The 21,037-nt window shown below is 45.9% G+C and carries 27 protein-coding genes and 1 tRNA gene; 7 read left to right on the forward strand and 21 right to left on the reverse strand.

Translation table 11 applies throughout. From position 1 onward, the window contains the following. Positions 1-188 precede the first annotated feature (188 nt). Positions 189-623, reverse strand: coding sequence for a CoA-binding protein (locus ACFTRD_RS18940; protein WP_192268775.1), 435 nt, complete (start codon positions 621-623; stop codon positions 189-191). Positions 624-659: 36 nt separating this feature from the next. Beyond that, complete coding sequence (gene aroA / locus ACFTRD_RS18945) at positions 660-1,955, reverse strand: 3-phosphoshikimate 1-carboxyvinyltransferase (RefSeq protein ID WP_192268777.1); 1,296 nt, start codon at positions 1,953-1,955, stop codon at positions 660-662. A 174-nt stretch (positions 1,956-2,129) separates the two neighbouring features. Between aroA and ACFTRD_RS18950 the strand changes: the two genes are divergently transcribed. After that, positions 2,130-2,435, forward strand: coding sequence for a rhodanese-like domain-containing protein (locus ACFTRD_RS18950; protein WP_192268779.1), 306 nt, complete (start codon positions 2,130-2,132; stop codon positions 2,433-2,435). 277 nt (positions 2,436-2,712) lie between these two features. On the opposite strand, the gene ACFTRD_RS18955 is transcribed toward ACFTRD_RS18950, so the two are convergent. The 3 genes from ACFTRD_RS18955 to ACFTRD_RS18965 form a co-directional block, all read right to left on the reverse strand. Further along, positions 2,713-3,222 (reverse strand): shikimate kinase, encoded by a 510-nt coding sequence (locus tag ACFTRD_RS18955; protein ID WP_379382662.1) that lies wholly within the window; start codon positions 3,220-3,222, stop codon positions 2,713-2,715. Positions 3,223-3,728: 506 nt separating this feature from the next. After that, complete coding sequence (gene gndA / locus ACFTRD_RS18960) at positions 3,729-5,138, reverse strand: NADP-dependent phosphogluconate dehydrogenase (protein WP_192268781.1); 1,410 nt, start codon at positions 5,136-5,138, stop codon at positions 3,729-3,731. A gap of 170 nt (positions 5,139-5,308) precedes the next feature. Continuing rightward, positions 5,309-5,908 carry a hypothetical protein gene (locus ACFTRD_RS18965; protein WP_379382664.1) on the reverse strand — a complete coding sequence of 200 codons (600 nt, stop codon included), beginning with the start codon at positions 5,906-5,908 and terminating at the stop codon, positions 5,309-5,311. A 217-nt stretch (positions 5,909-6,125) separates the two neighbouring features. Here ACFTRD_RS18965 and ACFTRD_RS18970 point away from each other — a divergent pair, with 217 nt between their 5' ends. Further along, the gene (locus tag ACFTRD_RS18970; RefSeq protein WP_379382666.1) at positions 6,126-6,752 is read left to right on the forward strand and encodes a YktB family protein; all 627 of its coding nucleotides are present in this window, start codon (positions 6,126-6,128) and stop codon (positions 6,750-6,752) included. 180 nt (positions 6,753-6,932) lie between these two features. Here ACFTRD_RS18970 and ACFTRD_RS18975 read toward each other — a convergent pair whose 3' ends face one another. Further along, a complete protein-coding gene (locus ACFTRD_RS18975) occupies positions 6,933-8,225 on the reverse strand; it encodes an MFS transporter (protein ID WP_379382668.1) in 1,293 nt (430 codons plus the stop codon). A gap of 291 nt (positions 8,226-8,516) precedes the next feature. Here ACFTRD_RS18975 and ACFTRD_RS18980 point away from each other — a divergent pair, with 291 nt between their 5' ends. Further along, on the forward strand, positions 8,517-9,992 hold the full coding sequence (locus ACFTRD_RS18980; protein WP_379383124.1) for an aminotransferase class I/II-fold pyridoxal phosphate-dependent enzyme: 1,476 nt from the start codon (positions 8,517-8,519) through the stop codon (positions 9,990-9,992). Between the two features lie 240 nt (positions 9,993-10,232). Here ACFTRD_RS18980 and ACFTRD_RS18985 read toward each other — a convergent pair whose 3' ends face one another. The 10 genes from ACFTRD_RS18985 to ACFTRD_RS19030 form a co-directional block, all read right to left on the reverse strand. Beyond that, a complete protein-coding gene (locus ACFTRD_RS18985; RefSeq protein ID WP_062326331.1) occupies positions 10,233-10,550 on the reverse strand; it encodes a DUF1292 domain-containing protein in 318 nt (105 codons plus the stop codon). Between the two features lie 97 nt (positions 10,551-10,647). Next, the gene (locus tag ACFTRD_RS18990; RefSeq protein ID WP_379382670.1) at positions 10,648-11,202 is read right to left on the reverse strand and encodes a stalk domain-containing protein; all 555 of its coding nucleotides are present in this window, start codon (positions 11,200-11,202) and stop codon (positions 10,648-10,650) included. A gap of 228 nt (positions 11,203-11,430) precedes the next feature. Further along, positions 11,431-11,631 carry a hypothetical protein gene (locus ACFTRD_RS18995; RefSeq protein ID WP_082704281.1) on the reverse strand — a complete coding sequence of 67 codons (201 nt, stop codon included), beginning with the start codon at positions 11,629-11,631 and terminating at the stop codon, positions 11,431-11,433. A 100-nt stretch (positions 11,632-11,731) separates the two neighbouring features. Then, positions 11,732-12,472, reverse strand: coding sequence for an SDR family oxidoreductase (locus ACFTRD_RS19000; protein WP_379382673.1), 741 nt, complete (start codon positions 12,470-12,472; stop codon positions 11,732-11,734). Positions 12,473-12,478: 6 nt separating this feature from the next. Further along, positions 12,479-13,093 carry a TetR/AcrR family transcriptional regulator gene (locus ACFTRD_RS19005; protein ID WP_379382675.1) on the reverse strand — a complete coding sequence of 205 codons (615 nt, stop codon included), beginning with the start codon at positions 13,091-13,093 and terminating at the stop codon, positions 12,479-12,481. Positions 13,094-13,349: 256 nt separating this feature from the next. Further along, positions 13,350-13,529: a hypothetical protein gene (locus tag ACFTRD_RS19010; protein ID WP_192268797.1), complete on the reverse strand. Its 180-nt coding sequence runs from the start codon at positions 13,527-13,529 to the stop codon at positions 13,350-13,352. Between the two features lie 206 nt (positions 13,530-13,735). Further along, positions 13,736-14,296 carry a YdhK family protein gene (locus ACFTRD_RS19015; protein ID WP_379382677.1) on the reverse strand — a complete coding sequence of 187 codons (561 nt, stop codon included), beginning with the start codon at positions 14,294-14,296 and terminating at the stop codon, positions 13,736-13,738. A 219-nt stretch (positions 14,297-14,515) separates the two neighbouring features. After that, positions 14,516-14,935, reverse strand: a complete 420-nt coding sequence (locus ACFTRD_RS19020; protein WP_192268801.1) for an organic hydroperoxide resistance protein — start codon at positions 14,933-14,935, stop codon at positions 14,516-14,518. A gap of 228 nt (positions 14,936-15,163) precedes the next feature. Continuing rightward, a complete protein-coding gene (locus ACFTRD_RS19025) occupies positions 15,164-15,568 on the reverse strand; it encodes a GNAT family N-acetyltransferase (RefSeq protein ID WP_192268803.1) in 405 nt (134 codons plus the stop codon). Positions 15,569-15,797: 229 nt separating this feature from the next. Next, a tRNA-Val gene (locus tag ACFTRD_RS19030) sits at positions 15,798-15,870 on the reverse strand. Between the two features lie 143 nt (positions 15,871-16,013). Here ACFTRD_RS19030 and ACFTRD_RS19035 point away from each other — a divergent pair. The 3 genes from ACFTRD_RS19035 to ACFTRD_RS19045 all read left to right on the forward strand — a co-directional run bounded on the left by ACFTRD_RS19035 (position 16,014) and on the right by ACFTRD_RS19045 (position 17,309). Continuing rightward, positions 16,014-16,268 (forward strand): hypothetical protein, encoded by a 255-nt coding sequence (locus ACFTRD_RS19035; RefSeq protein ID WP_379382680.1) that lies wholly within the window; start codon positions 16,014-16,016, stop codon positions 16,266-16,268. A 241-nt stretch (positions 16,269-16,509) separates the two neighbouring features. Further along, positions 16,510-16,953 (forward strand): GNAT family N-acetyltransferase, encoded by a 444-nt coding sequence (locus ACFTRD_RS19040; RefSeq protein ID WP_379383126.1) that lies wholly within the window; start codon positions 16,510-16,512, stop codon positions 16,951-16,953. Positions 16,954-17,072: 119 nt separating this feature from the next. Beyond that, positions 17,073-17,309: a DUF3892 domain-containing protein gene (locus tag ACFTRD_RS19045; protein WP_192268835.1), complete on the forward strand. Its 237-nt coding sequence runs from the start codon at positions 17,073-17,075 to the stop codon at positions 17,307-17,309. A gap of 59 nt (positions 17,310-17,368) precedes the next feature. On the opposite strand, the gene ACFTRD_RS19050 is transcribed toward ACFTRD_RS19045, so the two are convergent. From ACFTRD_RS19050 to ACFTRD_RS19065, 4 genes are all read right to left on the reverse strand, one after another. After that, positions 17,369-17,650: a hypothetical protein gene (locus ACFTRD_RS19050; protein ID WP_379382682.1), complete on the reverse strand. Its 282-nt coding sequence runs from the start codon at positions 17,648-17,650 to the stop codon at positions 17,369-17,371. After that, the gene (locus ACFTRD_RS19055) at positions 17,644-17,856 is read right to left on the reverse strand and encodes a hypothetical protein (RefSeq protein WP_192268839.1); all 213 of its coding nucleotides are present in this window, start codon (positions 17,854-17,856) and stop codon (positions 17,644-17,646) included. The genes ACFTRD_RS19050 and ACFTRD_RS19055 overlap by 7 nt, the downstream gene beginning before the upstream one ends. 200 nt (positions 17,857-18,056) lie before the next feature. Further along, entirely contained in the window at positions 18,057-18,383 is a 327-nt protein-coding gene (locus tag ACFTRD_RS19060; RefSeq protein WP_379382684.1) for a DUF3889 domain-containing protein, read from the reverse strand. Positions 18,384-18,440: 57 nt separating this feature from the next. After that, the gene (locus ACFTRD_RS19065; protein WP_379382686.1) at positions 18,441-18,704 is read right to left on the reverse strand and encodes a hypothetical protein; all 264 of its coding nucleotides are present in this window, start codon (positions 18,702-18,704) and stop codon (positions 18,441-18,443) included. Positions 18,705-18,987: 283 nt separating this feature from the next. On the opposite strand from ACFTRD_RS19065, the gene ACFTRD_RS19070 reads away from it, so the two are divergent. Further along, positions 18,988-19,890 carry a manganese catalase family protein gene (locus ACFTRD_RS19070; protein WP_379382688.1) on the forward strand — a complete coding sequence of 301 codons (903 nt, stop codon included), beginning with the start codon at positions 18,988-18,990 and terminating at the stop codon, positions 19,888-19,890. Positions 19,891-20,001: 111 nt separating this feature from the next. Here the strand turns inward: ACFTRD_RS19070 and ACFTRD_RS19075 are convergent, their stop codons facing one another. Further along, entirely contained in the window at positions 20,002-20,994 is a 993-nt protein-coding gene (locus tag ACFTRD_RS19075; protein WP_379382690.1) for a VanZ family protein, read from the reverse strand. Positions 20,995-21,037: the final 43 nt, after the last annotated feature.

A 21,037-nucleotide genomic window follows, 5' to 3' on the forward strand; every position in this document is an offset into this window, starting at 1 on the left:
CCACTTCCTTCAGACATGACAAAAAGGAGTCCAAATCTGTGGTTGCCCCATAACTACATGGAGCGGAGCAGCGCTTTGATTTTAACCTCATTCCTCATAATCTGCAGATGGTACCCTATGTTTAAAGTTCATAAAACAGAAAAAATCCCGCCAACTCGAGGTTAACGGGATTTTTCAAGAATCGAGACTTAACCGCGTCCAGCACCGCGCAGAACGATGGAGTCCTCTACCTTGATACAACGATTCGTCACGGCTGTCATACCGCTCTCAGCAGCAATCTGTACGGCTTCATCACTGTGAATCCCCAGCTGGAGCCATAATACATTGGCCTTGATCGCGGCAGCTTCACGAGCGACATCCGCACAATATTCATCACGGCGGAATACGTTCACAATGTCAACCGGCTCAGGAATGTCCGCGAGTGTGGCATATACCGTCTCACCGAGAATCTCGCCTTGCACTTGAGGATTTACCGGTATGATACGATATCCTCTGCTTTGCATGGCCTCCGCTACCATATAGGAGGTACGATCCGATTTGTCCGATAAGCCGACGACTGCGATGTTGCCTGCCTTGCGCAAAAGTTGTCCAATTTCTTCACGAGTAGGGTTGTTAAATTCCATGTTCAAGCACCATCCTTTTCAGCTTAACGTGTTATTTTACTCTTTTACCCATTGAACCGAGGCGCCAAGCGCCTGCAAATGATCGAAATATTGCGGATAAGACTTGGCTACATGGTGTGCATCCCGAATACGAAGCGGCTCCTTGGAACGCAGACCAACAACAGTGAGTGCCATAATTACGCGATGATCGTAGTGAGCGTTGATCTCAACGCCACCCTCGACACCTTCCGGACGACCGTGTACGATAATCTCGGCTTGACGCTCCTCTACGTTGGCACCTGCCTTCCGCAGCTCGTTCAAATAATCTGTAATTCGATCACATTCCTTGTAACGTAAGTTCTCTACATTATAGAACCGTGAAGTCCCTTCCGCAAATACAGCCGCAGCTACCATCGCGAGCACCGCGTCCGTCGCGGCATCTCCGTCAAATTCGACAGCCTTCAATTTACCGTTACCTTGTACATGTACCACATCGTTCTCATGCGTCAACGGCACATCCATCATGCGCAGAACGTCAACGATGGCACGCTCACCCTGTTTGCTCTGTTCCATCAATCGCAAAATTTTAACATCCGATTGGGTGACAGCCGCGGCCGCGAGGACAGCTGCTGAACCCGGATAGTCTCCCTGAACAGTATACGTTTGCGGTTTATAAGCCTGACCCCCGGGTACACGGAAGGACATATAATCATCACTTGCATGAATGACGATACCTGCCTGCTCCAGTACTTCCAGCGTCTGACCAATGACCACTTTGGATTTCAAGTCGTTCAATACTTCAATCGTGCTGTCTTCTGCCAGAAGAGGAGTTACAAACAATAATGCGCTCAAGTACTGGGAGCTGACCGAACCTGAGACTTGAATATGTCCACCTTTGGCCTGACCGCCTTTGATCGTAATCGGGAGACGCCCTTGCTCATGCTGAACCTCAACACCAAGCTGGCCCAGTGCGTCAATCAGATCATCATGTGGACGTTTGCCGAGAGAATCCGGGTACGTATTCACAAACGTTACTTCAGGGCAAAGTGCTGTTACGCCCATAAGGAAGCGCAGTACGGCTCCCGCATTGCCGACATTCAATTCCCGCACATCACGGGGATGGCTGCCAAAGCCCTTGATAACGATTTTGCTGTCATCTTCTTCAAGCTCGGCTCCAAGATCGCGAATACATCTGCGCATAGCATCACTATCTTCACTATGTGCTGGATAATGAATCGTACTGGTGCCTTCTGCCAGCGCAGCAGCAAGCAGGTAGCGTGTGGTGTAGTTTTTGGAAGACAGGGCTCCAATTTCCCCGCTTAGGGTTGGGGTTGGATTAACGATAACGTCCATGGATGAAATTCTCCTTCATTGATTATAATGTGCCTTCTTAAAATTCATAAGATGGTCCTGTTACATATAAGTATAAGATTCCTTACAGTCATGCTATTCTGCCAAATTGACATTCCATGCATCGCTTGGGTATCATTAAAGGCGTTAAGTCCATACAGAAAAGAGGACCTGAATATGACACAAATTGCTGAAATTGAAACTTCTGAGCTCCGCCGCCGTTTAAAGGCGGGAGAAAAGCTCCAGATGATAGACGTCCGTGAGGACGATGAAGTCGCGCAAGGCATGATTGAGGGAGCCAAGCACATCCCGCTTGGGCAGATTCCGGACAGACTGTCTGAAATCGAAAAATCAGGTGAGATTGTCCTGATCTGTCGGAGCGGTTACCGCAGTGAGCGTGCCTGTGAATATTTACAGCAGCTCGGCTACGATGGCTGCACCAACATGGTCGGCGGCATGCTTCAATGGCAACAGGAAGACTAACACAGCATCAAGGGCGTGGCTCATGCATGAGATATAGCAAGCTGCATCAGCAGTCTTGCATAGCTTAGCTGAGCCAAGGCCTCTGTATGTCAAACGGGCCCATCGGCCCGTTTTTTTATATCTACCTACACCGATGACATGGCTCCACTAATCCTTAAATCCTCCGGCACAATCTTTTTCCATATGCGAAAGTTATCCCTCTCCGTGCCTCGGCCCTGTACTCATGAGTACAGTCAATTCCTGCATTCACTGACGAGAATATGAAATAATTACAAGCTTAGACGCGGTAATGCGCTAAAATTAGACGAGTCACTTCAGCAGCGGATAACTCCGTTGTATCCACCGTGTAATGTGCGAACCGATATGCGTCCTTCCGTTCCTGCATAATGGTCTGTATGCGTTCCTCCGCATTACCTGCCAAGAGTGGACGATTATCACAGCCGCTAACGCGCTGTACAATCACTGCCGGATCCGCAGTCAGGGCAACCACCCATCCGTTCTTAGACATGACATCACAATTGCCTGAACGCAGAACGACACCGCCTCCGGTTGCAATTACCTGCGCCTTCTTCTCCAGCACCGAGCATAACATGCGGCTCTCGGCATCGCGGAAATACGTCTCTCCCTTGCCTGTGAACAATTCAGGAATCGTACAGCCTTCCTCTCTCTCCACCGCGGCGTCCACATCAATCAGTCGGTAGCCCAACTCGCGTGCGAGCATGTCAGCGACGGTTGATTTGCCGGTTCCCATCATGCCGATGAGAATAATATTGTTAGACTTGCTCAAGGTGTACACTCCTTTATTTCAAGCAATTCGTGAGCACTTTTGTCCTATCATAACACAGCCCTGCGGACGGGGAAAGGCCATTCCGTTTTGGTCGCGACTTCCCCTTGAGCCTTTGCAATCACTCCAACGCATATCGAAGTAAGTCCATCTACTCCATAGGATTCTAATGAACTCAGATGAGCTAATTTCCGAGATCCAGGGGATTATGAAATTCTAACGAATCTCAGTAAACCTATTTCCCAAAATTCCATCAGAACAGCCTACTTTCACTTCATATCATCAAAATAAGCCCTTCAGAATTCGTTAAAAAATAGAAAAGTCTCATCTTCTCAACATAGAGCGTCTCATGTTCGTAACTCCAGGCGAGTTTACAATACCAGTAAAAAGAGACCTGGAGTTCATCGGTATTAACCGATTCTCCAAGCCTCTGTCCATGCTTCTCTTTCAGCCAAGGCTCCTGAATCAGGACGCTCTTTAGCCCAATCTCATGGATCGTATATATGATACTATTCCATCCAGTTGTGGTGGAAGCTGCCTTCTTTGTCCAGGCGTTTGAACGTATGAGCACCGAAGTAGTCACGTTGTGCTTGCAGCAGGTTTGCAGGCAAACGCTCTGTGCGGTAGCTGTCATAGTAGGACAACGCGCTGGAGAATCCAGGAACCGGAATGCCTTGGGTTACGGCAGCTGCAACAACTTCACGCCATGCGCCTTGGTAGGATTCAACGATATTTTGGAAATACGGGTCCAGAAGCAGGTTTTTCAGTTCTGCATCTTTGTCGTATGCTTCCTTGATATTTTGCAGGAACTGCGAACGGATGATGCAACCACCGCGGAAGATCATGGCGATGTTGCCGTATTTCAGATCCCAGCCGTACTCATCGGAAGCTGCACGCATTTGGGCAAAGCCTTGCGCGTAGGATACGATTTTACTTGCGAACAGGGCTTTGCGCACATTCTCGATGAATGCTTTTTTGTCACCGGAGAATGCTTCCGTCGCTGGTCCGTTCAGGATTTTGCTCGCCGCCACGCGCTCATCTTTCATGGCAGACAGGAAACGGGAGAATACGGATTCCGTGATCATGGACAAGGGTACGCCCAGATCCAGCGCGCTTTGGCTTGTCCATTTGCCTGTTCCTTTTTGACCTGCTGCATCCAGAATGACATCAACCATCGGTTTGCCGGTTTCCGGATCGTATTTGGAGAAGATGTCGGCCGTAATTTCAATCAGGTAGCTGTCCAGCTCGCCTTGATTCCATTCCGTAAAGATCGCATGCAGCTCTTCAACAGACACATTCAGCACGGATTTGAGCAAGTGATATGCTTCACCGATAAGCTGCATATCTCCGTATTCGATACCATTATGCACCATTTTCACATAGTGTCCGGCACCGTCTGGTCCGATATATGTACAACAAGGATCGTCTCCGACTTTGGCCGAAATGGCTGTCAGGATCGGTTCAACCAGCTTATACGCACTTTCCTGTCCACCTGGCATAATGGAAGGGCCTTTCAGTGCGCCTTCTTCACCACCGGATACACCTGTACCGATGAAGCGAATGCCTTTGTCTTCCAGCTCTTTGCTGCGACGTTGGGTATCAGGGAAGTAGGCGTTACCCCCATCAATGATGATGTCACCCTCATCCAGATGAGGAAGCAGTTGTTCAATGGTCGCGTCGGTTGCTTTACCTGCTTGTACCATGATCAGGATTTTGCGTGGGGATTCCAGGGATGCCACAAACTCTTCAATGGAGAATGTGCCTGTCAGATTTTTACCTTCGGCTTCTTTCAGAAGATCGTTGGTTTTCTCCGGGGAACGGTTAAATACCGACACCGTGAAACCTCTGCTTTCAATGTTAAGGGCCAAATTTTTGCCCATTACTGCAAGTCCAATGACACCGATCTGTTGTTTCGCCATCTGGTCCTCCATCCTTTGCTCCAATTAATTTTATTGAAATGAATTCTCAACAATACCTCCATTTTAACGGTTTTACGCATAGAAGTGAACCCCGGACCATGGTCGCACAGCGAGAAAACACCCCAATTGCCTGAGGTGTTCATCGTATTTTCATAAATACAGCATGATATTCAGCCCTCCAGCATCAACATATGCCCTGACAACTGTTTTAAAACTTCACGACAGGCATTCGCTTTTTCGACGTTATTCAACTGAATGGCTGCGTGCAGACGTTCCAGTTCATCGTCCACTTCCATGCGGAGCAGCATGAGCCGTTCCTCGCCTTCGCGCGAAAGGAACATGTCTTCCATCTCTTCCGCCGTCGGCGCAGGTTCCTTTTGAAAAATGACACGCTGTTTGAACCCGGATACTTCCACAAGACGAATGACTTCCCCAAACAAAATATTTTCCACGGTCATCTGCTGATCCTTAAACCGTTTTACCACGGCGTGCCCGCGGGTATCCCCAATCAACTTCTCCAGCCATTCTGCAAGCTTTGCGTCCTTGATAATGTAATCTCCTGTCATCTTGTAATTCCCACTGCGTGTCTGTTGAAAACGGAGCTTTACCAGCTTGCGTCCGGTGCGGACTGACAGGATAAAAAAGGATTCGTCCTCGCTCCAATATAGTGAATACCCCTCACGAATTAGGTCTTTGATCAAATTTTGGATATGCCGACGGTTGAACCGCAGCTCCAGATTGCAATATTCAACTTCATAACTCTTATTCACGGCACTCCCTCCTTCTGTACCGGATGTGCTCCGGCCATCTTCTTCCATCGCTTCTTCTCAATCGGCTTACCCTATTTTATACTTCATTTTATGTAAGGGTACTTGGTTATTTGACTATTTTTCACCGAATGCAGCTAAGGACCTCACGTTTCCGCAGGAGCACAGGGGCAAGCCCCCGATTTTCATGATATAATGGACGCGAAATGGAGGATTACAGATGACTTTCTCAGGTTTTAAAAGTAGTGATTTTGATGTGTTTCAGGTCCCGGGGCTGGAACCGCGCATGGAATTGCTCATTGAACGTGTTCGACCGAAGCTGGAAGAGCTGGGTACTGAACTTACGCCTTATCTGACAGAATTATGCGGAGAAGAGATGTTTGTGCATGTTGCGAAACACGCGCGCCGTACCGTTAATCCTCCAAAAGATACATGGGTCGCCTGGGCTTCGTCCAAGCGTGGTTATAAAGCACTGCCTCACTTCGAAGTAGGCATGTTCGATACACATCTGTTTGTTATTTTCGCCATCATCTACGAAAGTCCGAACAAAACAACGTTTGCGGAGGGCCTTGAACGCCAGCTGGATGAAGTGCGCAGCAGTTTGCCTGGAGAGTTCTATTGGTCCATGGATCACATGGCTCCTCACGGTACACTGCAAAAGGACATGCAGGATGAGGACTTTGACAAAATCATCACCAAGCTGAAGACAGTAAAAAAAGCCGAGGTCATGTGCGGGCTGCGCGTGGATCGGGATGATCCATTAACTGCGGATGGGGACAAGTTCCTGGAGACGATTCGTTCCACGTTCAAAACGCTGCTGCCGCTGTACAAGATGTCTTTATGGTAGGTGGACTTGCGGGATACGAAGACCGTTTAATTCAGAAAGGACCTGTTCAGCAGGCAGAATAACTTTCTGTTGTCATCTACCTGGATGCGCTTTGCAACACCAAGAAGGGAGTCCCACAACCCGTATGGTTGATGGAACTCCCTTTTGTTAATAGAACATCCTCATCAGACCTCAATCGGTTCATTTGGCAGGAGCTGTTCGATACGGTTTACGTGATAATACATAGTGCACAACGGCAAGTCCAGCCATAACAACAGCACTTCCGATAAATGGGGCCGGATGACTAATATGATCCCATAACAGCCCGGATACAATCGGCCCTACGACCATGCCTGATCCCTGAAGGGTCAGGAAGAATCCCCAGATCGCTCCGCGTTCTCCTTTGGGAATCAAGGTGGCCACAAACGCATTCCAAGCCGGGAGAATCATCGCATAGCTGACACCAACCAGCATGACGACACCGAACACGACAGGAATGGACGTAATGGAGGAAAAAGCAAACAGACTCACTGCTGCCATCAAAAAACCAATGTTCAGGAACGGTGCCGTTCCGAACCGATCTACCATTTTCCCCACAGGCAACAGTGCAATGACCGTAATACCTCCACCCGCGATCAGCAACAAACTGTACAAGTTGGGCGAGATGTGCAGATCTGTTCGTGTGTACAGCGTAATCACCGGGCTAAGCAGACCTATGACAAAGGACTGCATGAACAGTGCAGGATATACCAGTGGATTAACATTAAGCGTGCTGCGTACCCGCCGCAGTGTGCCCTGCACACTCTTCTGAAGTCGAATAAACGGTGTAAGCAAATTCGGTTTGGCTGGATATTTCATATCTGCCCGCTTGGAATCTTCTTCTGAATGTTCTCCCTCAACAACGACACGTCCGGGAAGAATCATGGCAACCAGAATGACCAGGATTGCACACCCCATTAATACCAGGAAAATGGTACGGTAATCATGGTTCGTCCGCTCCAGCAGCCAGTTCATGCCGATTGGCCCAAGTCCTGTTCCCCCAAGAGCCGCCATCTCCAGCGCGCCCATGGCTGTGCCGTTCTTGTTCTGTGGGCCCGACATTGCCGTCACGCCTGTCATGGCACAGGGCCAAAGGGGTGACGTCCCGATTCCGAGAATGAGACAAGCCATGGCAAGTCCAAATGCACTTTTGAAAAATATAATCATGATTACAGCAATCAATGTACAGATCAATGCCGTCACCATGGTTGCGCGGAACCCGATCCGTTCTGCTGCCCAGCCGGAGGGAGCCCGGAACAGATTATCCCCCAAATATTGAAGGGCAAAGGCTACACCAATCACGCCAGCGGACAAGCCCAGAATATTGTCCATATACACGGGCAGAATAGCGACCAACAGGGCCCCTTTGATAATTTCAACTAGAAAAAGTGTTAGCCACATGGCGATAAAAAAAGGTGAGCGCAGGATTTTGGCTGGTTTAGTATTAGTTTGCATTCTTTTTCCCCTTTCGGTGCTTGCTTGCCCATCTCCTATCCTTACTGTAACCCTAGGGGATGTGCCCAAATCTCGGCAATTCGAAAATTTGTCAAGCAATACTGCTTGCATTCGGTTCTACATTTGCTATACTCATCTTTGTTTAAGATTACAAAATGATGAGTTTCAGCGAAGCTGAACTATTCCGTGATCGCAAGAAAACATCCGCTAAATGCGGCCTGTCTTCATAGAATTTACGTCGAAAGACGTTTTTCTTACAAATTATAATTAGGAAAGGTTGTGACAGCACTGATGGATCACCACCGTACGCCGCTGTTTACCGCTTTAAAAAATCACGCGGCACTCAATCCGGTGCAATTTCATATTCCGGGACATAAAAAAGGATTGGGAGCGGATACCGAATTCCGTGAATTTATCGGTGATAATGCCTTCTCCATAGATTTGATCAACATCGCACCACTGGATGATCTGCATCAGCCGACCGGAGTCATTCAAGAAGCACAAATGCTGGCTGCAGATGCCTTCGGAGCCGATTATACCTATTTTAGTGTACAAGGTACAAGCAGTGCGATTATGACGATGATTCTATCGGTCTGTGGACCGGGCGATAAAATTATTGTGCCCCGTAATGTACACAAATCCGTTCTGTCTGCCATTATTTTCTCAGGCGCGAAACCTGTATTTGTCTCTCCCGCACAAGATGCCAATCTTGGTATCGATCACGGGGTGACCATTCAATCCATACGTAGGGCGCTGGAGCGCCATCCTGATGCTAAGGCATTGCTCGTCATTAATCCGACTTATTACGGGGTATGTACAGATCTGAAAGCAATCGTTGAGCTGGCACACAGCTACCAGGTCCCTGTCCTTGTGGACGAGGCTCACGGCGTACTCATTCATTTCCATGAGGATCTGCCACTGTCTGCCATGGCAGCTGGGGCCGATATGGCTGCGACGAGTGTTCACAAGCTCGGTGGCTCCATGACGCAGAGTTCCATACTCAACCTAAACACGAAGAATGGGTATGTGAATCCGCAGCGTGTACAGACGATTCTGAGCCTGCTCACATCCACATCAACCTCATACATTTTGCTTGCTTCCCTTGATACATCGAGACGCAATTTGGCTTTGCATGGTCATGAAATTGCACAGAAAGCGATCGATCTGGCTGAATTTGCAAGACGCTCCATTAATGATATGGATGGATTATATTGCTTTGGCAAAGAACTGCTGGGCACAGAGGCTACCTTCAATTATGACCCAACCAAAGTAACCATTCATGTTCGTCATCTTGGAATTACAGGCTACGAAACAGAGAACTGGCTACGTGAGCATTACAACATTGAGGTGGAACTCAGTGATATGTATAATATTCTGTGCCTCATTACGCCAGGAGATACGGATGATTCCGTAGATATCTTGCTAAGTGCCCTGCAAGACCTGTCCCGTACGTATTATCAGGTGAATCCTGCCCATGAACTGGTAGTCAAGGTTCCGGATGTGCCTCAGCTGATGCTGACTCCGCGTGATGCGTTTTATGGGGATACCGAGGTTATTCCTTTCAAGGAATCCGCGGGCCGGATTATTTCGGAATTCATCTACGTTTATCCGCCAGGTATTCCGATTCTGCTGCCAGGTGAGGTTATCACCCAGGAGAATATCGACTACATCATTGATCATGTCGAAGTTGGACTTCCTGTAAAAGGACCCGAAGACCGTAGCGTCACCAACGTTAAGGTTATTGTTGAGGCTGATGCCATTTTTTAAAGCACTCTCTTCCAATTATGGATTATTTTCAAAAGGACCAGGCCTACGCTTGGTCCTTTTATTTTTCGGATGCAGCATTGCTCTGTCTTTGTCCAAACTTGGATTATGAACGTTGATCCATTTGCATTTTCTCACCTATTCTGTCGATTCTTTTGAAGAAAAAACATATAAAATTGTGAAAAAACAAACAAAAGACCCCTTGATATCAAGGAGCCTTCATGCTTTATTCCAAAAGGTTGACTACTCTTGGCTTGCAACGAGTTCGTTGTACGCCGCTTCAACGCGGGCCCACTCTTCTTCGTCTTCAATATTGTAGAGCACCATTTCTTCGTCTTCTTCTTCCATACGCAGAATGATACCGTCAGCTTCAGGATTGTTACGTTCCAGCAGGAGCGCATAAACATGCTTCTCCACGTCAAACGTCTCCACCAAAACCATCTCCACGTCATTTCCGTTCTCGTCTGTTAGTGTCAGAAGAACTTCTTCATGCTCGTGGTCGTGGTCATGGTCTTGACCGCATCCGCAGGCATCGCCGTGTTCATGTGTGTGATCGCTCATTGAAATACCTCGCTTTATAAATAGAAATTGTGTAACCTTGCATATCGTAACATGTTCAATGACCCAGGTCAATTTTACGGACAAGGTTATTTTTGCTTCATTCGTTGAGCGCGGTAATGATTTTCTCGGTTACAAGCACATAGTTACTGTTTGCATTTTCTTTAATATAAAAACCGATTTGGTACTTGCCAGCCCGGCTGAAATCATACGTAAAATCATACGTACGGAACCAGAAGTTGTCCTTCTGCGTCTTTAGCTCCTGAGATTGAATATCCTTAACCTCACCACTTGGATTGGTTATCGTCACCTTCACAGCAGCTATATCCGTTGTTAAACTGTCCACTTGTGAGAACACATTAAATTTAAGTTTACCCACGTTAACATTACCAAATACGGTATCTCCCTTGAAGAGAAAAATATGTACATTCGGTTTAATCACCGTTACTCTCTTGTTTGTGCTATCCCATCTGGCGATTCCGCCCGCTTCCCTTACAGGTACATAGGTCGTTCCGTCAATCAGATAACCACCGTCAGCTGCTTCCTTGCCGTTTATGAGAACCCGAATCTTCTCGTTCACTGAATCTGCAAACAATAAAGACCCGCCGAGCAAGGAGAATACCGTGACACACAGCAAAATTCTTTTCCATTTCATTCCGTCAATATTCCCTCCCCTGCTGCTAGCTGTTGTACATTTATACTGCAGGTTCATCCACAAAGTTGCGCTGTTTTTCATCATTTTTCATTTTTTATCCAGAATTTCTTCCACCCCTTGGAACGATCAAAAAGAGGCAACCCTTGTTAAAGGATGCCTCTATAGTATTGTTGTTGGAAATGCGTAATTATACGAACTTATCCCAGGTTGCTAAGTGTTCAACTATATCTACGAAGAAGTATGACGCGTCAGTATACATGGGACGCCCTTGCCTACAGCGCCCTCTGTTCGCATCCGTGCTGCATAATCCATTCCTCGTGTGCAGGGTGTTTTGCAGCGCTCGCATACATCCGAAGTGACCAACTTCATGGATACACGGAGTTTGTCACTCTTTAACGCAGGCGCCTTCTTTCCCTTTGCTTTTGCCATCCCGGATTCCCCATTTCCCCAAGTGCTTGTTGATGTAATGCATCATATGGGGATTCGCCCGGTTGTGTGTCAAAAGGAATAAACTAGGTGCATGTTGTCGTTAAATGAAGCCGCCGTTAGCCCGCAGCGTCTGTCCTGTAACCCACTGAGACTCCTCACTGACGAGAAAAGAGATTACATTCGCAATGTCTTCCGGTTCGCCCAGACGACCGAATGCATTCAATTTACGCATCCCCTCGAGCTGTTGCTCTGTCTTTCCAACGGTGAACAGTTCGGTATTCACCGGACCGGGTGCTACGGCATTAATAGTAATCTGTCTGGAACCAAACTCCTTTGCAAGCTGACGGGTAATCTGCTCCACCGCTCCTTTGGTTCCAGCGTATACGCTGTATCCAGGAAACATTTGTCCCGTTACAGAGGTAGAAAAATTAACGATTCGGCCCTGCTTCTCCATGTGTTTCAGTGCTTGCTGACAGGCAAAGAAGGTCCCTTTCACATTGATTGCAAACTGCTGATCAAATTCTTCCTCCGTTACATCTGCCAGAGGCGTCGTCTTCATGATGCCTGCATTGTTGATCAGAATATCAACTTTGCCAAGCTTGCTGATCGTTTCGGAAAATAAACGCTCCACGTCTTCCTTCCGTGCAAGATCGGCCTGGACCGTGATGGCACGTACTCCTTTTTGGCGAGCGATTTCCGCCACTTGCTCTGCTTTGTCCGGACTACTCGCGTAGTTGATGACGACATCCGCACCCAATTCAGCGAGTTGCTCCGCAATGGCACGTCCAATTCCCCGGGATGAGCCTGTTACAATGGCCACTTTACCTGTCAACTTTTTCATTTCCGATTACTTCCTCTCTTCATCCAAATGTAATAATCCCTTTTCTATCAACAACCATACTTGGGCAAATTCCGCATCAATGTTGTGGCTCTGCCACTCATAGGCATGTGCCGGATGGTGAAAACGAGCTGTAGCTTGTAGAATTGCCGTTGCTACCTGATCGGGGTGATCGAAATTGAACTGGCGCTCATGCTGGATAATCTTGCTCAAATGACTTACCAGATGTTGTACATGTTTGTAGATGATATCTGCAGATTCCTGTGTAACACGTGCATACATCTCAAATAACTCTGCATCGGATTCCGCATAGTGACGTTTACGCTTGATTAATGCTTCTATATATACCTTCAGATGTTGAATTCCTTCTCCGATGTAATGCTGATCCTGAGTTATCGCCGTCAGAGGCGCAATAATCTCATCTTCAAGCCATTGTTCGGTTACGCCCTCCAGTAATTCTTTCTTGCTTTTATAGTGTCTGTAAATGGTTCCGTGGCTGACCCCGAGCAACTTAGCGACATCGGTAACCGATGTTTTGGCGACACCAAAGCGTCGTAGGGTTTCCTGCGTTGCTGCAATAATTTGTTCTTTGGTTAAGAATTCAGAAGTTTGTGTTTTGTCCATACGAATGAGATGGTTACACCATCCTCAAGTCACCTCCGTTGAACTTAGATTAACACAGATTATAACAAATGACAATTATTGATTTTTGTCATTTGTTATTTAAGTAAATATATTTTATATTTATAGAAGTAAAGAAGTAAAGGAGTAAAGAAAAAAGAGCCCATATATATCTGGCCCCTTTCCTAGTGTTCTTGTTTTTCACCTAAGTGATTTAAATGTGCTTATGATCTCACTTTATCCAATGATACTAAGAAGATTAAAAAACGTACTTAAATAATAAGAAGATGACCACGAGAATGCCACCAAGGATCAACCAGTTGCTAATTTCCCACCAAATGCTTTTCCCTCCGGATAAAAGCTGTTCTTCACGTTCTTCATGGCGCTGTTTGTGTGTATGTGACTCGGAGGCATGGGGCGGCTTGCTAAAGTCCATCATAATACATTCCCCTTTCCAGCAGCTTTAGTCTTAATTGTTCCATTATAACCCATAATTGAATGGAAATTTAATAATAATTTAAAAAATGTTATGTAAAACCACCCTATTTGCCTGAAAATTAAAGACAGGGTGGTTTGGGTATATACCGCGCTTCTTAAAATTATATTCATGGATGAAGGAGCTAACTTGTATCCATTCAAGCTTTCTTATTTGACAGATAACTCTTCTTCCGTAACCCATTTGTGGTTTTTCACCGGATCTCCACCTGTTGTCGGTGTATAATCAACTATATATACGGTAGTCTGCTCCGCCGAATCAATGGTTGCTTTGGCACCTTTCATTCCTGGCATGTGGTCAGCATCCAGCACAACCTCTGCTCCTGCGGCATACGGTTGATCCGTATGATCTTGAATTTCCTCCTGAATGACCCATTTATGGTTTTTCACCGGATCTCCTCCCGTGGTAGGTACATATGACACCGCGTAGGCCGTTGTCTCATAGGCCCCCACAATCGTTGCTTCTGCACCCTTCATTCCAGCCATATGGTCTGTGCTCATCACGGCCTGGCTGCCTACTGGGTATGTAGGATTGCTCTTTTCATGTAATCCTTCCGGTAAATCTCCCGAATCAGAATGGTGCATTTCTCCTGTACTCGCAGCGTGACTGTCACTGCTGTTACTATTCTGCTCAGCGCTTTTGCCACATCCACTTAACATTAGACTTCCCGCCATTACCGTAGTCAGCCCTATGATTACGTATTTTTTCATGGGTTACTCTCCTTTGGGTTTTCAATTTACATACTCATAATATACCCCATACGGGTATATTTCAACCAAGATTAGTATCTTTGTCTAATACCGGTTTCTCTGAAAAGGTAAATAGCATACGAAAAAACCTCCGATTTTTCGGAGGCCTTCAGTATTTTAGGTATTTGATTCAGACTTTAAAAATAGGGTCCAAGATGTTTAATTGACCTGGCTCATTGATTAAGCCATTTCTACAGAAACATTGACATTGCCTTTGATCGCTTTGGAATATGGGCAGTAGTCATGGGCAAGTTTGACAAACTTCTGTGCTGTCTCCTCATCCAGACCGAGAATTTTAACTTCCAGATCTACTTGAAGCTTCACCCCGTTATCTGTAGGGTCCGTAACAAGCATCACTGTAGCAGATACCGTGCTTCTTTCAATTTCAACTTTGTGTTTCTTCAATTGAAACTCCAGAGCAGAATTAAAGCAAGCACTGTACCCCGCTGCAAACAATTGCTCCGGATTCGTAGCTGTCGTCACTTTGCCTCCCAATTCAGGTGGAGCAGCAACATCGAGCATAAATACGTTATCCGGCGATTGTACGATTCCTTGACGTCCACCTGTATTGATGACTGTAGTTTCATATAATGTTTTCATTTTGTATCGGCTCCTCTTCATCATTGAAATGTATTGGTTAAACTTCATTTATCGTTTTTTTCATTTGTTAACAATTTAATTGTACACAATCTAATTTTGTTTGTAAACTGTTTTTGAAAAATAAAAAAAGAGTCAGCCTCTTAGGCGACTCTTGTAATATTCTGATGCCATCCCACACGTGCATGGACAGCACTTGAACAGACGTTATTATTGGGCTTGTATCAGCCACTATCGATTTATATTTTTCTTCATGCCAATCGTAAATCTCTCAAATCCCAGTTGTGCATAATAGGATTCCAACCCCTCAGAGCATAGCAATTGTGGAATCACTTGGTTAGCCTCGCAATGCTCTACCATTTGCTGCATCAATGCCTTGCCGATTCCTTGAGATTGATAATCAGGCAGGACGCATACTCCGCATATCACGCCTGTGATCACTCCGTCCGAAATGATGCGTCCCATGCCGACAAGGCGTTGTTTCTCATATGCATATAAGGCATACCAGCTATTGGTGCACATACGTTCCAAATCTTTGAGAGTCAGATTTAACAAATTCCAGCCCAAAGCTTCATATAGAGCAAGCAATTGTTCGAAATCCTTAGGTGGTTCCACTGAATAAATGATCGTGTTCATCGCCTGTTCTCCCTCTTTCCCTTTAATCAGTTGCTCCAAATATCACTTTCATCTGGGCACATTGAAGTAAGCCTGAACGAAGATGTACCACCCACGACCTCTACCCAGACGGGTAACCCTCCGCGCAGAAAATGAATAACAAGCTGTTTATGACCTTTGCCAAAAGACACAACGTTACCGCTTGGCGAAAAAAAGAAAAGAAGCCTCACATCGTAAGGCTTCTTGCGTATGATCTGTAGTGGGCTCGAACCACTGACCCCTACCCTGTCAAGATAGTGCTCTCCCAGCTGAGCTAACAGATCATGATATCTGATTGTTTTCCAATCAAGTAACAGTATCATACCAAGTAACCGCGTTCATTGTCAATTGTTTTATTGGTAATATTTCAATAAAATATGTGTACAATAAAGGAAGGATTACCATTTAACGTCGAGGTGACTTTCATATGAGGGACATAAGAGAACGCAAAGCACGTTCATATCTAACAGCTAAAAACGTAGCCTGTTTACTTGCGCTTGTTATATTAATCAGCGCTGCTGTCGGTTGTAGTTTAGAGCGGGATGAACATACCGTACAATTTCAACAGTTGCAGCAGCCCAATGAGGTTAATGAGGACCTTCCTGTCTGGCTGGATGTGTATTCCAAGTCTGTCGTGCATGACGTATACTCACCACAAGGGCACGTTGAAGTCTTACCCTGAGGAATATCACGTCGCATCTCACTCGTCTTCTTCATCCCACTTTTTGGAATACGCCTTCTTGGTCACATAATATAACAAAGCAATCATCCCGGCCGACATCAAAAGTGTAATTGCCATCACTCCTGCCATGCCCATGAATCCCACCGCCTCTCCCAGTATGTTCCAGACTAACTATACAGGAAAAGCATTTTTTTGTATAATTCAGTCTGATATGCGCGTAGAGCAGAAAGAAGGAATGGAATTGGCAGCCGAGATCCGTTATGTAACAACCGAAGAACAACTTCAGAAAGCACTGGGCATTCGCAATGATGTTTTTGTGATCGAGCAGCAAGTGCCTGCTGACATTGAAATTGATCAATATGATGTCATTAGCCCTGATGTGCATCATGTATTATTAAGTACAGATGGACAGGCCGTAGCCACAGGTCGTCTGATCTATTACGCGAAGGATACCGCCAAAATGCAGCGCATCGCTGTACTTAAATCTCATCGTTCCTTTGGTTACGGGCGTGTCCTGCTCCTGGCCATGGAAGAAAGAGCGCGTGAGTTGGGCCTCTCCTACTCTATTTTGGATGCACAGTGCCAAGCCCAGACGTTCTATGAGAAGCTCGGATATGAAGTCATCTCGGAAGAACCTTTTTATGATGCAGGTATTCTGCATGTTCGTATGAAAAAGAGCCTGTAAACGTTATAAACTAGTCTTGGCATAGTAAAATCGTCAAGTGGTACATACTTTCTTAGCATTTGGACAGGCTAAAAAGGAAACCAGATTCCTATTTGGTCAGAGAAGGAGAGTGTGACATCATGGATCAAACGACACGCGAAAGCTTCACAGCAGTACAAAAAAATGGTGACGGCGATCTGACGGCGTTCCAAACTTCAGCAGGACGTGTACTGGATTACCAACAAGCTCTGGCAGAAGTAAAAGCAGGAGCCATAGCCGGTGTGAACGTATTTAAAGGTAAAGATGGCGAAATGTACATTCGTGGTGACGCCGACGGGGACCCAACCAATAACCTCGACCAGCTTCCTATGTTCTAAAATAGATGCATGCAAGGGCGCCAATCCGGGCAATCCGGGTTGGCTTTTCTTATTTAACGCTAATACTCGGTAAAATATTTCACGGCATCGCCACCAGACTGGCTTTTGCGAATCGGCTGTGTCTCCTGCTCCCATGCCTGCAAGATAAGTATGCCTTCCAAGGTGGACTTATTTTCCCACAGGATATGCTGCCTGCGCTCAAGCTCCAGCAATGACTCATGAATTATGGCTTTGCCTCGGCCCGTCTTGTTCTCCAGTTCATCCATTCGCGGTACACGCCGCCGCTGTCCCACATAATTAACGATAATCCGCAGAATTTTGCGTTCAAAATCATTCAGCATATTTCTTCCTTCCCATCCTTATGGAGTACAGGACGCCATGCTAAAATACCTTGCTCCAAAAATGTTCGGGGTGACCCCTCTTTTCCTGCCGATGCTCTGATCATTCCGCCTCGCACACTGTTGATTCGAATCTGCCGCTGCGTAATATGTCCTGCACGATCCATGTAGACGAGCTCCACCATCTGACCAATATATTTCCCTAGCATAATCATCCCTCCAATAAGAACATTTGTTTGTATTCATTATTATATGCGAACATCAGTTCTTTATTCAACAACTAAAAAAAGGATTTTCTTGAAATGAAAAAACCAGACTCTCCCCTTTTAACAAGGAATGCCTGGTTACATCCTGTTCACTGTGGAATCCTACATCCCGTTCATACATCAGCTCATGACTTTACGTATGATCAACGTCGATCCGATTCAGTGAATTGTACCTTTTTCAATTGCTGTGTAGACGGATTAAAATCAACATTCACATATACTGCAAATTGTTTGCCCTCTTTGTTACGCACCCATAGCTTAAACTGTTCACGGGATTGATCTGCTGTAAGTGAGGTGCGGCCAATATGTTTATAGTCCAAAATATCCACATTATACTTCGTTTGTGTTTCTTTTACCGCAATAATCCCCCACTTTGCATAATCGGGAACCGCACCTCCAGTAGCCGAGGCTGTAGTGAATCCTGCCATACTTAGAACCACCGTCATCAGTGTAACGATGAGCATTTTCATGTGCACTCACTCCTTGGGCAATAGGTTTCCTGTTATCCTGCCCGTTCGGGTTTCATTTTACACGAATAAACGCAAGATCCAAGCCAACGGCCGCAATGAAAAGGGAACGATCTGCAAAAGCCTGTCGAACGTATCCGGCACCGTATGGTAACGGAAACTAATCCCCCAATCCCCCGAAAACATGTTTGCTTGTGTCTGCGGCTCTTGTGGCCGGTCCAGATTGTACTTTTCTTCGAGCAATTGCCTCGTTTGTTCATCCACGTGGACTTCGCTCGTAGCATAGGCAAGCTTCCTATGTACATCAGGATCACCATGATCCATGCCATTTTCACCCAACGTTTATCCATCTCTTACTCCTTAAATAATTGATTATACTCTCCTATCACAAGAGGACTTGACCTGATTGTACAATATTCAGATTGTAAATGACTAACGTGGGAAGATACAAGAAACGATGAGGCATGAGTTATGCCATCCTTTAGTCCCACTTGGTTGTTTTTTTGTTTAAAATATCCACTAAACGTGTAATAGGCCATGACAGAGTGACTCCATTATCTGGAATAGCTAAGGACTGAAACACCATTTTGAGGGAGGTTATATTCCAATGTTCAAACGCATGGATGAAATCCTGATTGAGATTCCCAACGTCGAGAAGCCTGACCCGAATGCAGCCGCTGCCATTCAGGAGTTGCTGGGTGGCAAATTTGGAGAAATGTCTACATTGAACAACTACCTCTACCAATCCTTTAATTTTCGTTCCAAAGAGAAGCTGAAGCCCTTCTATGATCTAGTGATGAGTATCACGGCCGAGGAATTGGGTCATGTGGAGCTGGTGTCTCACGGCATCAACCACTGTCTGCGGGGTTCTACCGAATACAAAGAACCGGACGATACACCGCTGGGTTCGGTCAAAGATGCTCGTCTCTCCTATCACTATCTGGCAGGAGCACAAGGCGCGATGCCATTTGACTCCATGGGCAACCCGTGGACGGGGGCGAATGTATTCAACAGCGGCAATCTGGTCGAGGATCTGCTGCATAACTTCTTCCTCGAATGTGGTGCCCGTACCCATAAAATGAAGGTATATGAGATGACGGATCACCCGGCAGCGCGGGAAGTCGTCGGCTTCCTCCTCGTCCGCGGTGGCGTGCATGTCGTGGCGTATGCCAAAGCGCTTGAAATCGCCACAGGTGTCAACGTGACCAAATTGGTTCCGATCCCGTCCCTGGACAATAAATCCTTCAACGAGGCTCGCAAATATGAAGAAAAAGGCGTACACACCAAGCTGTATACCTATAGCGATAAGGACTTTAACGCCATCAGTCAGATCTGGAAAGGCACTCACCCGGAAGATGGACAACCCCTGGAAGTGATTCAAGGTGTGCCTAAAGGGTTCCCGATTCCCGAGGCTCCGGCGGTGGAAGAAGAGTTCGCACCGGGCATTTCACAAGAAGACTTTAAGGAAATTGCACGTCGTCTGAAGATGGCGGGGAATATTGCGAATTAATGTAGCGATATGTAGTGGATGTATAGTTGTTGTTGATTTGGCATGAAAGTAAATTAAGCCCTCAGATCTCGCCGCATTGGTGGCAGGATCGAGGGCTTTATGTTTGATCTATCAAAAAATGGATTTAATGCTGTTGATGAACTTTTGCCCTGTGTTTGCCTCCGTCAGCGTAATGTCCCACATCACTAAATTAGTCACCCGATTTGAACCATCATTCATTACTTTTATAGTCAGTTCATTAACCCCCTTTAACGGAGTTTGAAAAGAGTCAGGCTGGTTCTGCACTTGGTCAGCTGATAAACCCAGGGAATAAATCTCTGTTCCATCAGCGATAAAGCTTATCGTAATCGTCTCATCGCTTGCCATGCGGGAAACATCGCCCGGTATAGCGAAATAACCTTCCATATTTTTATATTTGCCGTTCAAGAGATATGAAAACTCATTCGTTTTTTGATGTTTTCCACGGTACAGATTGATTTGAGGCTCGATCTTTGTCTGGCCTACTGTAAAACCGGAAAGTCCTTTATCCCATACTACAGCCCCGTCACTCGAAGCAAGTTCATTCAGTGCAACGCTTTTTCCGTCAACGTTATCTAAATAATGATTGAGTCCGCCAACAACAGTGATCATACCTATTGAAAAAATAATCGCTGTCAGAAAGATTCGAATAAGTCCTTTTAATGTATTCCGTTGATTCCTTTCGATCCGCTGTGCCCCATATCCCACGGCAGCCCCTAAAGTATTAATCAGGATATCGTCTACATCAAACGCTCCTAAACGTGAAACCATTTGCAATGTCTCTAACATCGTAATACAGAGAATAAATATGCTGATAAAACGAATAAACCCACAGCGAAAGAGGAGCGGAATGACCATCCCGAAAGGGATGAATGCTATAAAGTTCCCCATTTCAAAAAACCAAATCGTAAAATCTCTCCCCATAGGAAAATGTAAAGGAATTCCTTGAGGCGTTAAGCTGTATCGCAAGCCCTGATCAAGACTGGACGAGCTTCTATCGAAGCCCAGGAACATGAAATAAAATGTTAAACAAGTATACAACGACAACAATATAATGATAAATTTTCTTGACTTTCCTTGATACAAAATCACACCTTCTTTTTTCGATAAACTGCTACTTCATCAAATC

Source organism: Paenibacillus sp. NPDC056933 (genome assembly GCF_042674385.1).
Classification (GTDB): Bacteria; Bacillota; Bacilli; order Paenibacillales; family Paenibacillaceae; genus Paenibacillus.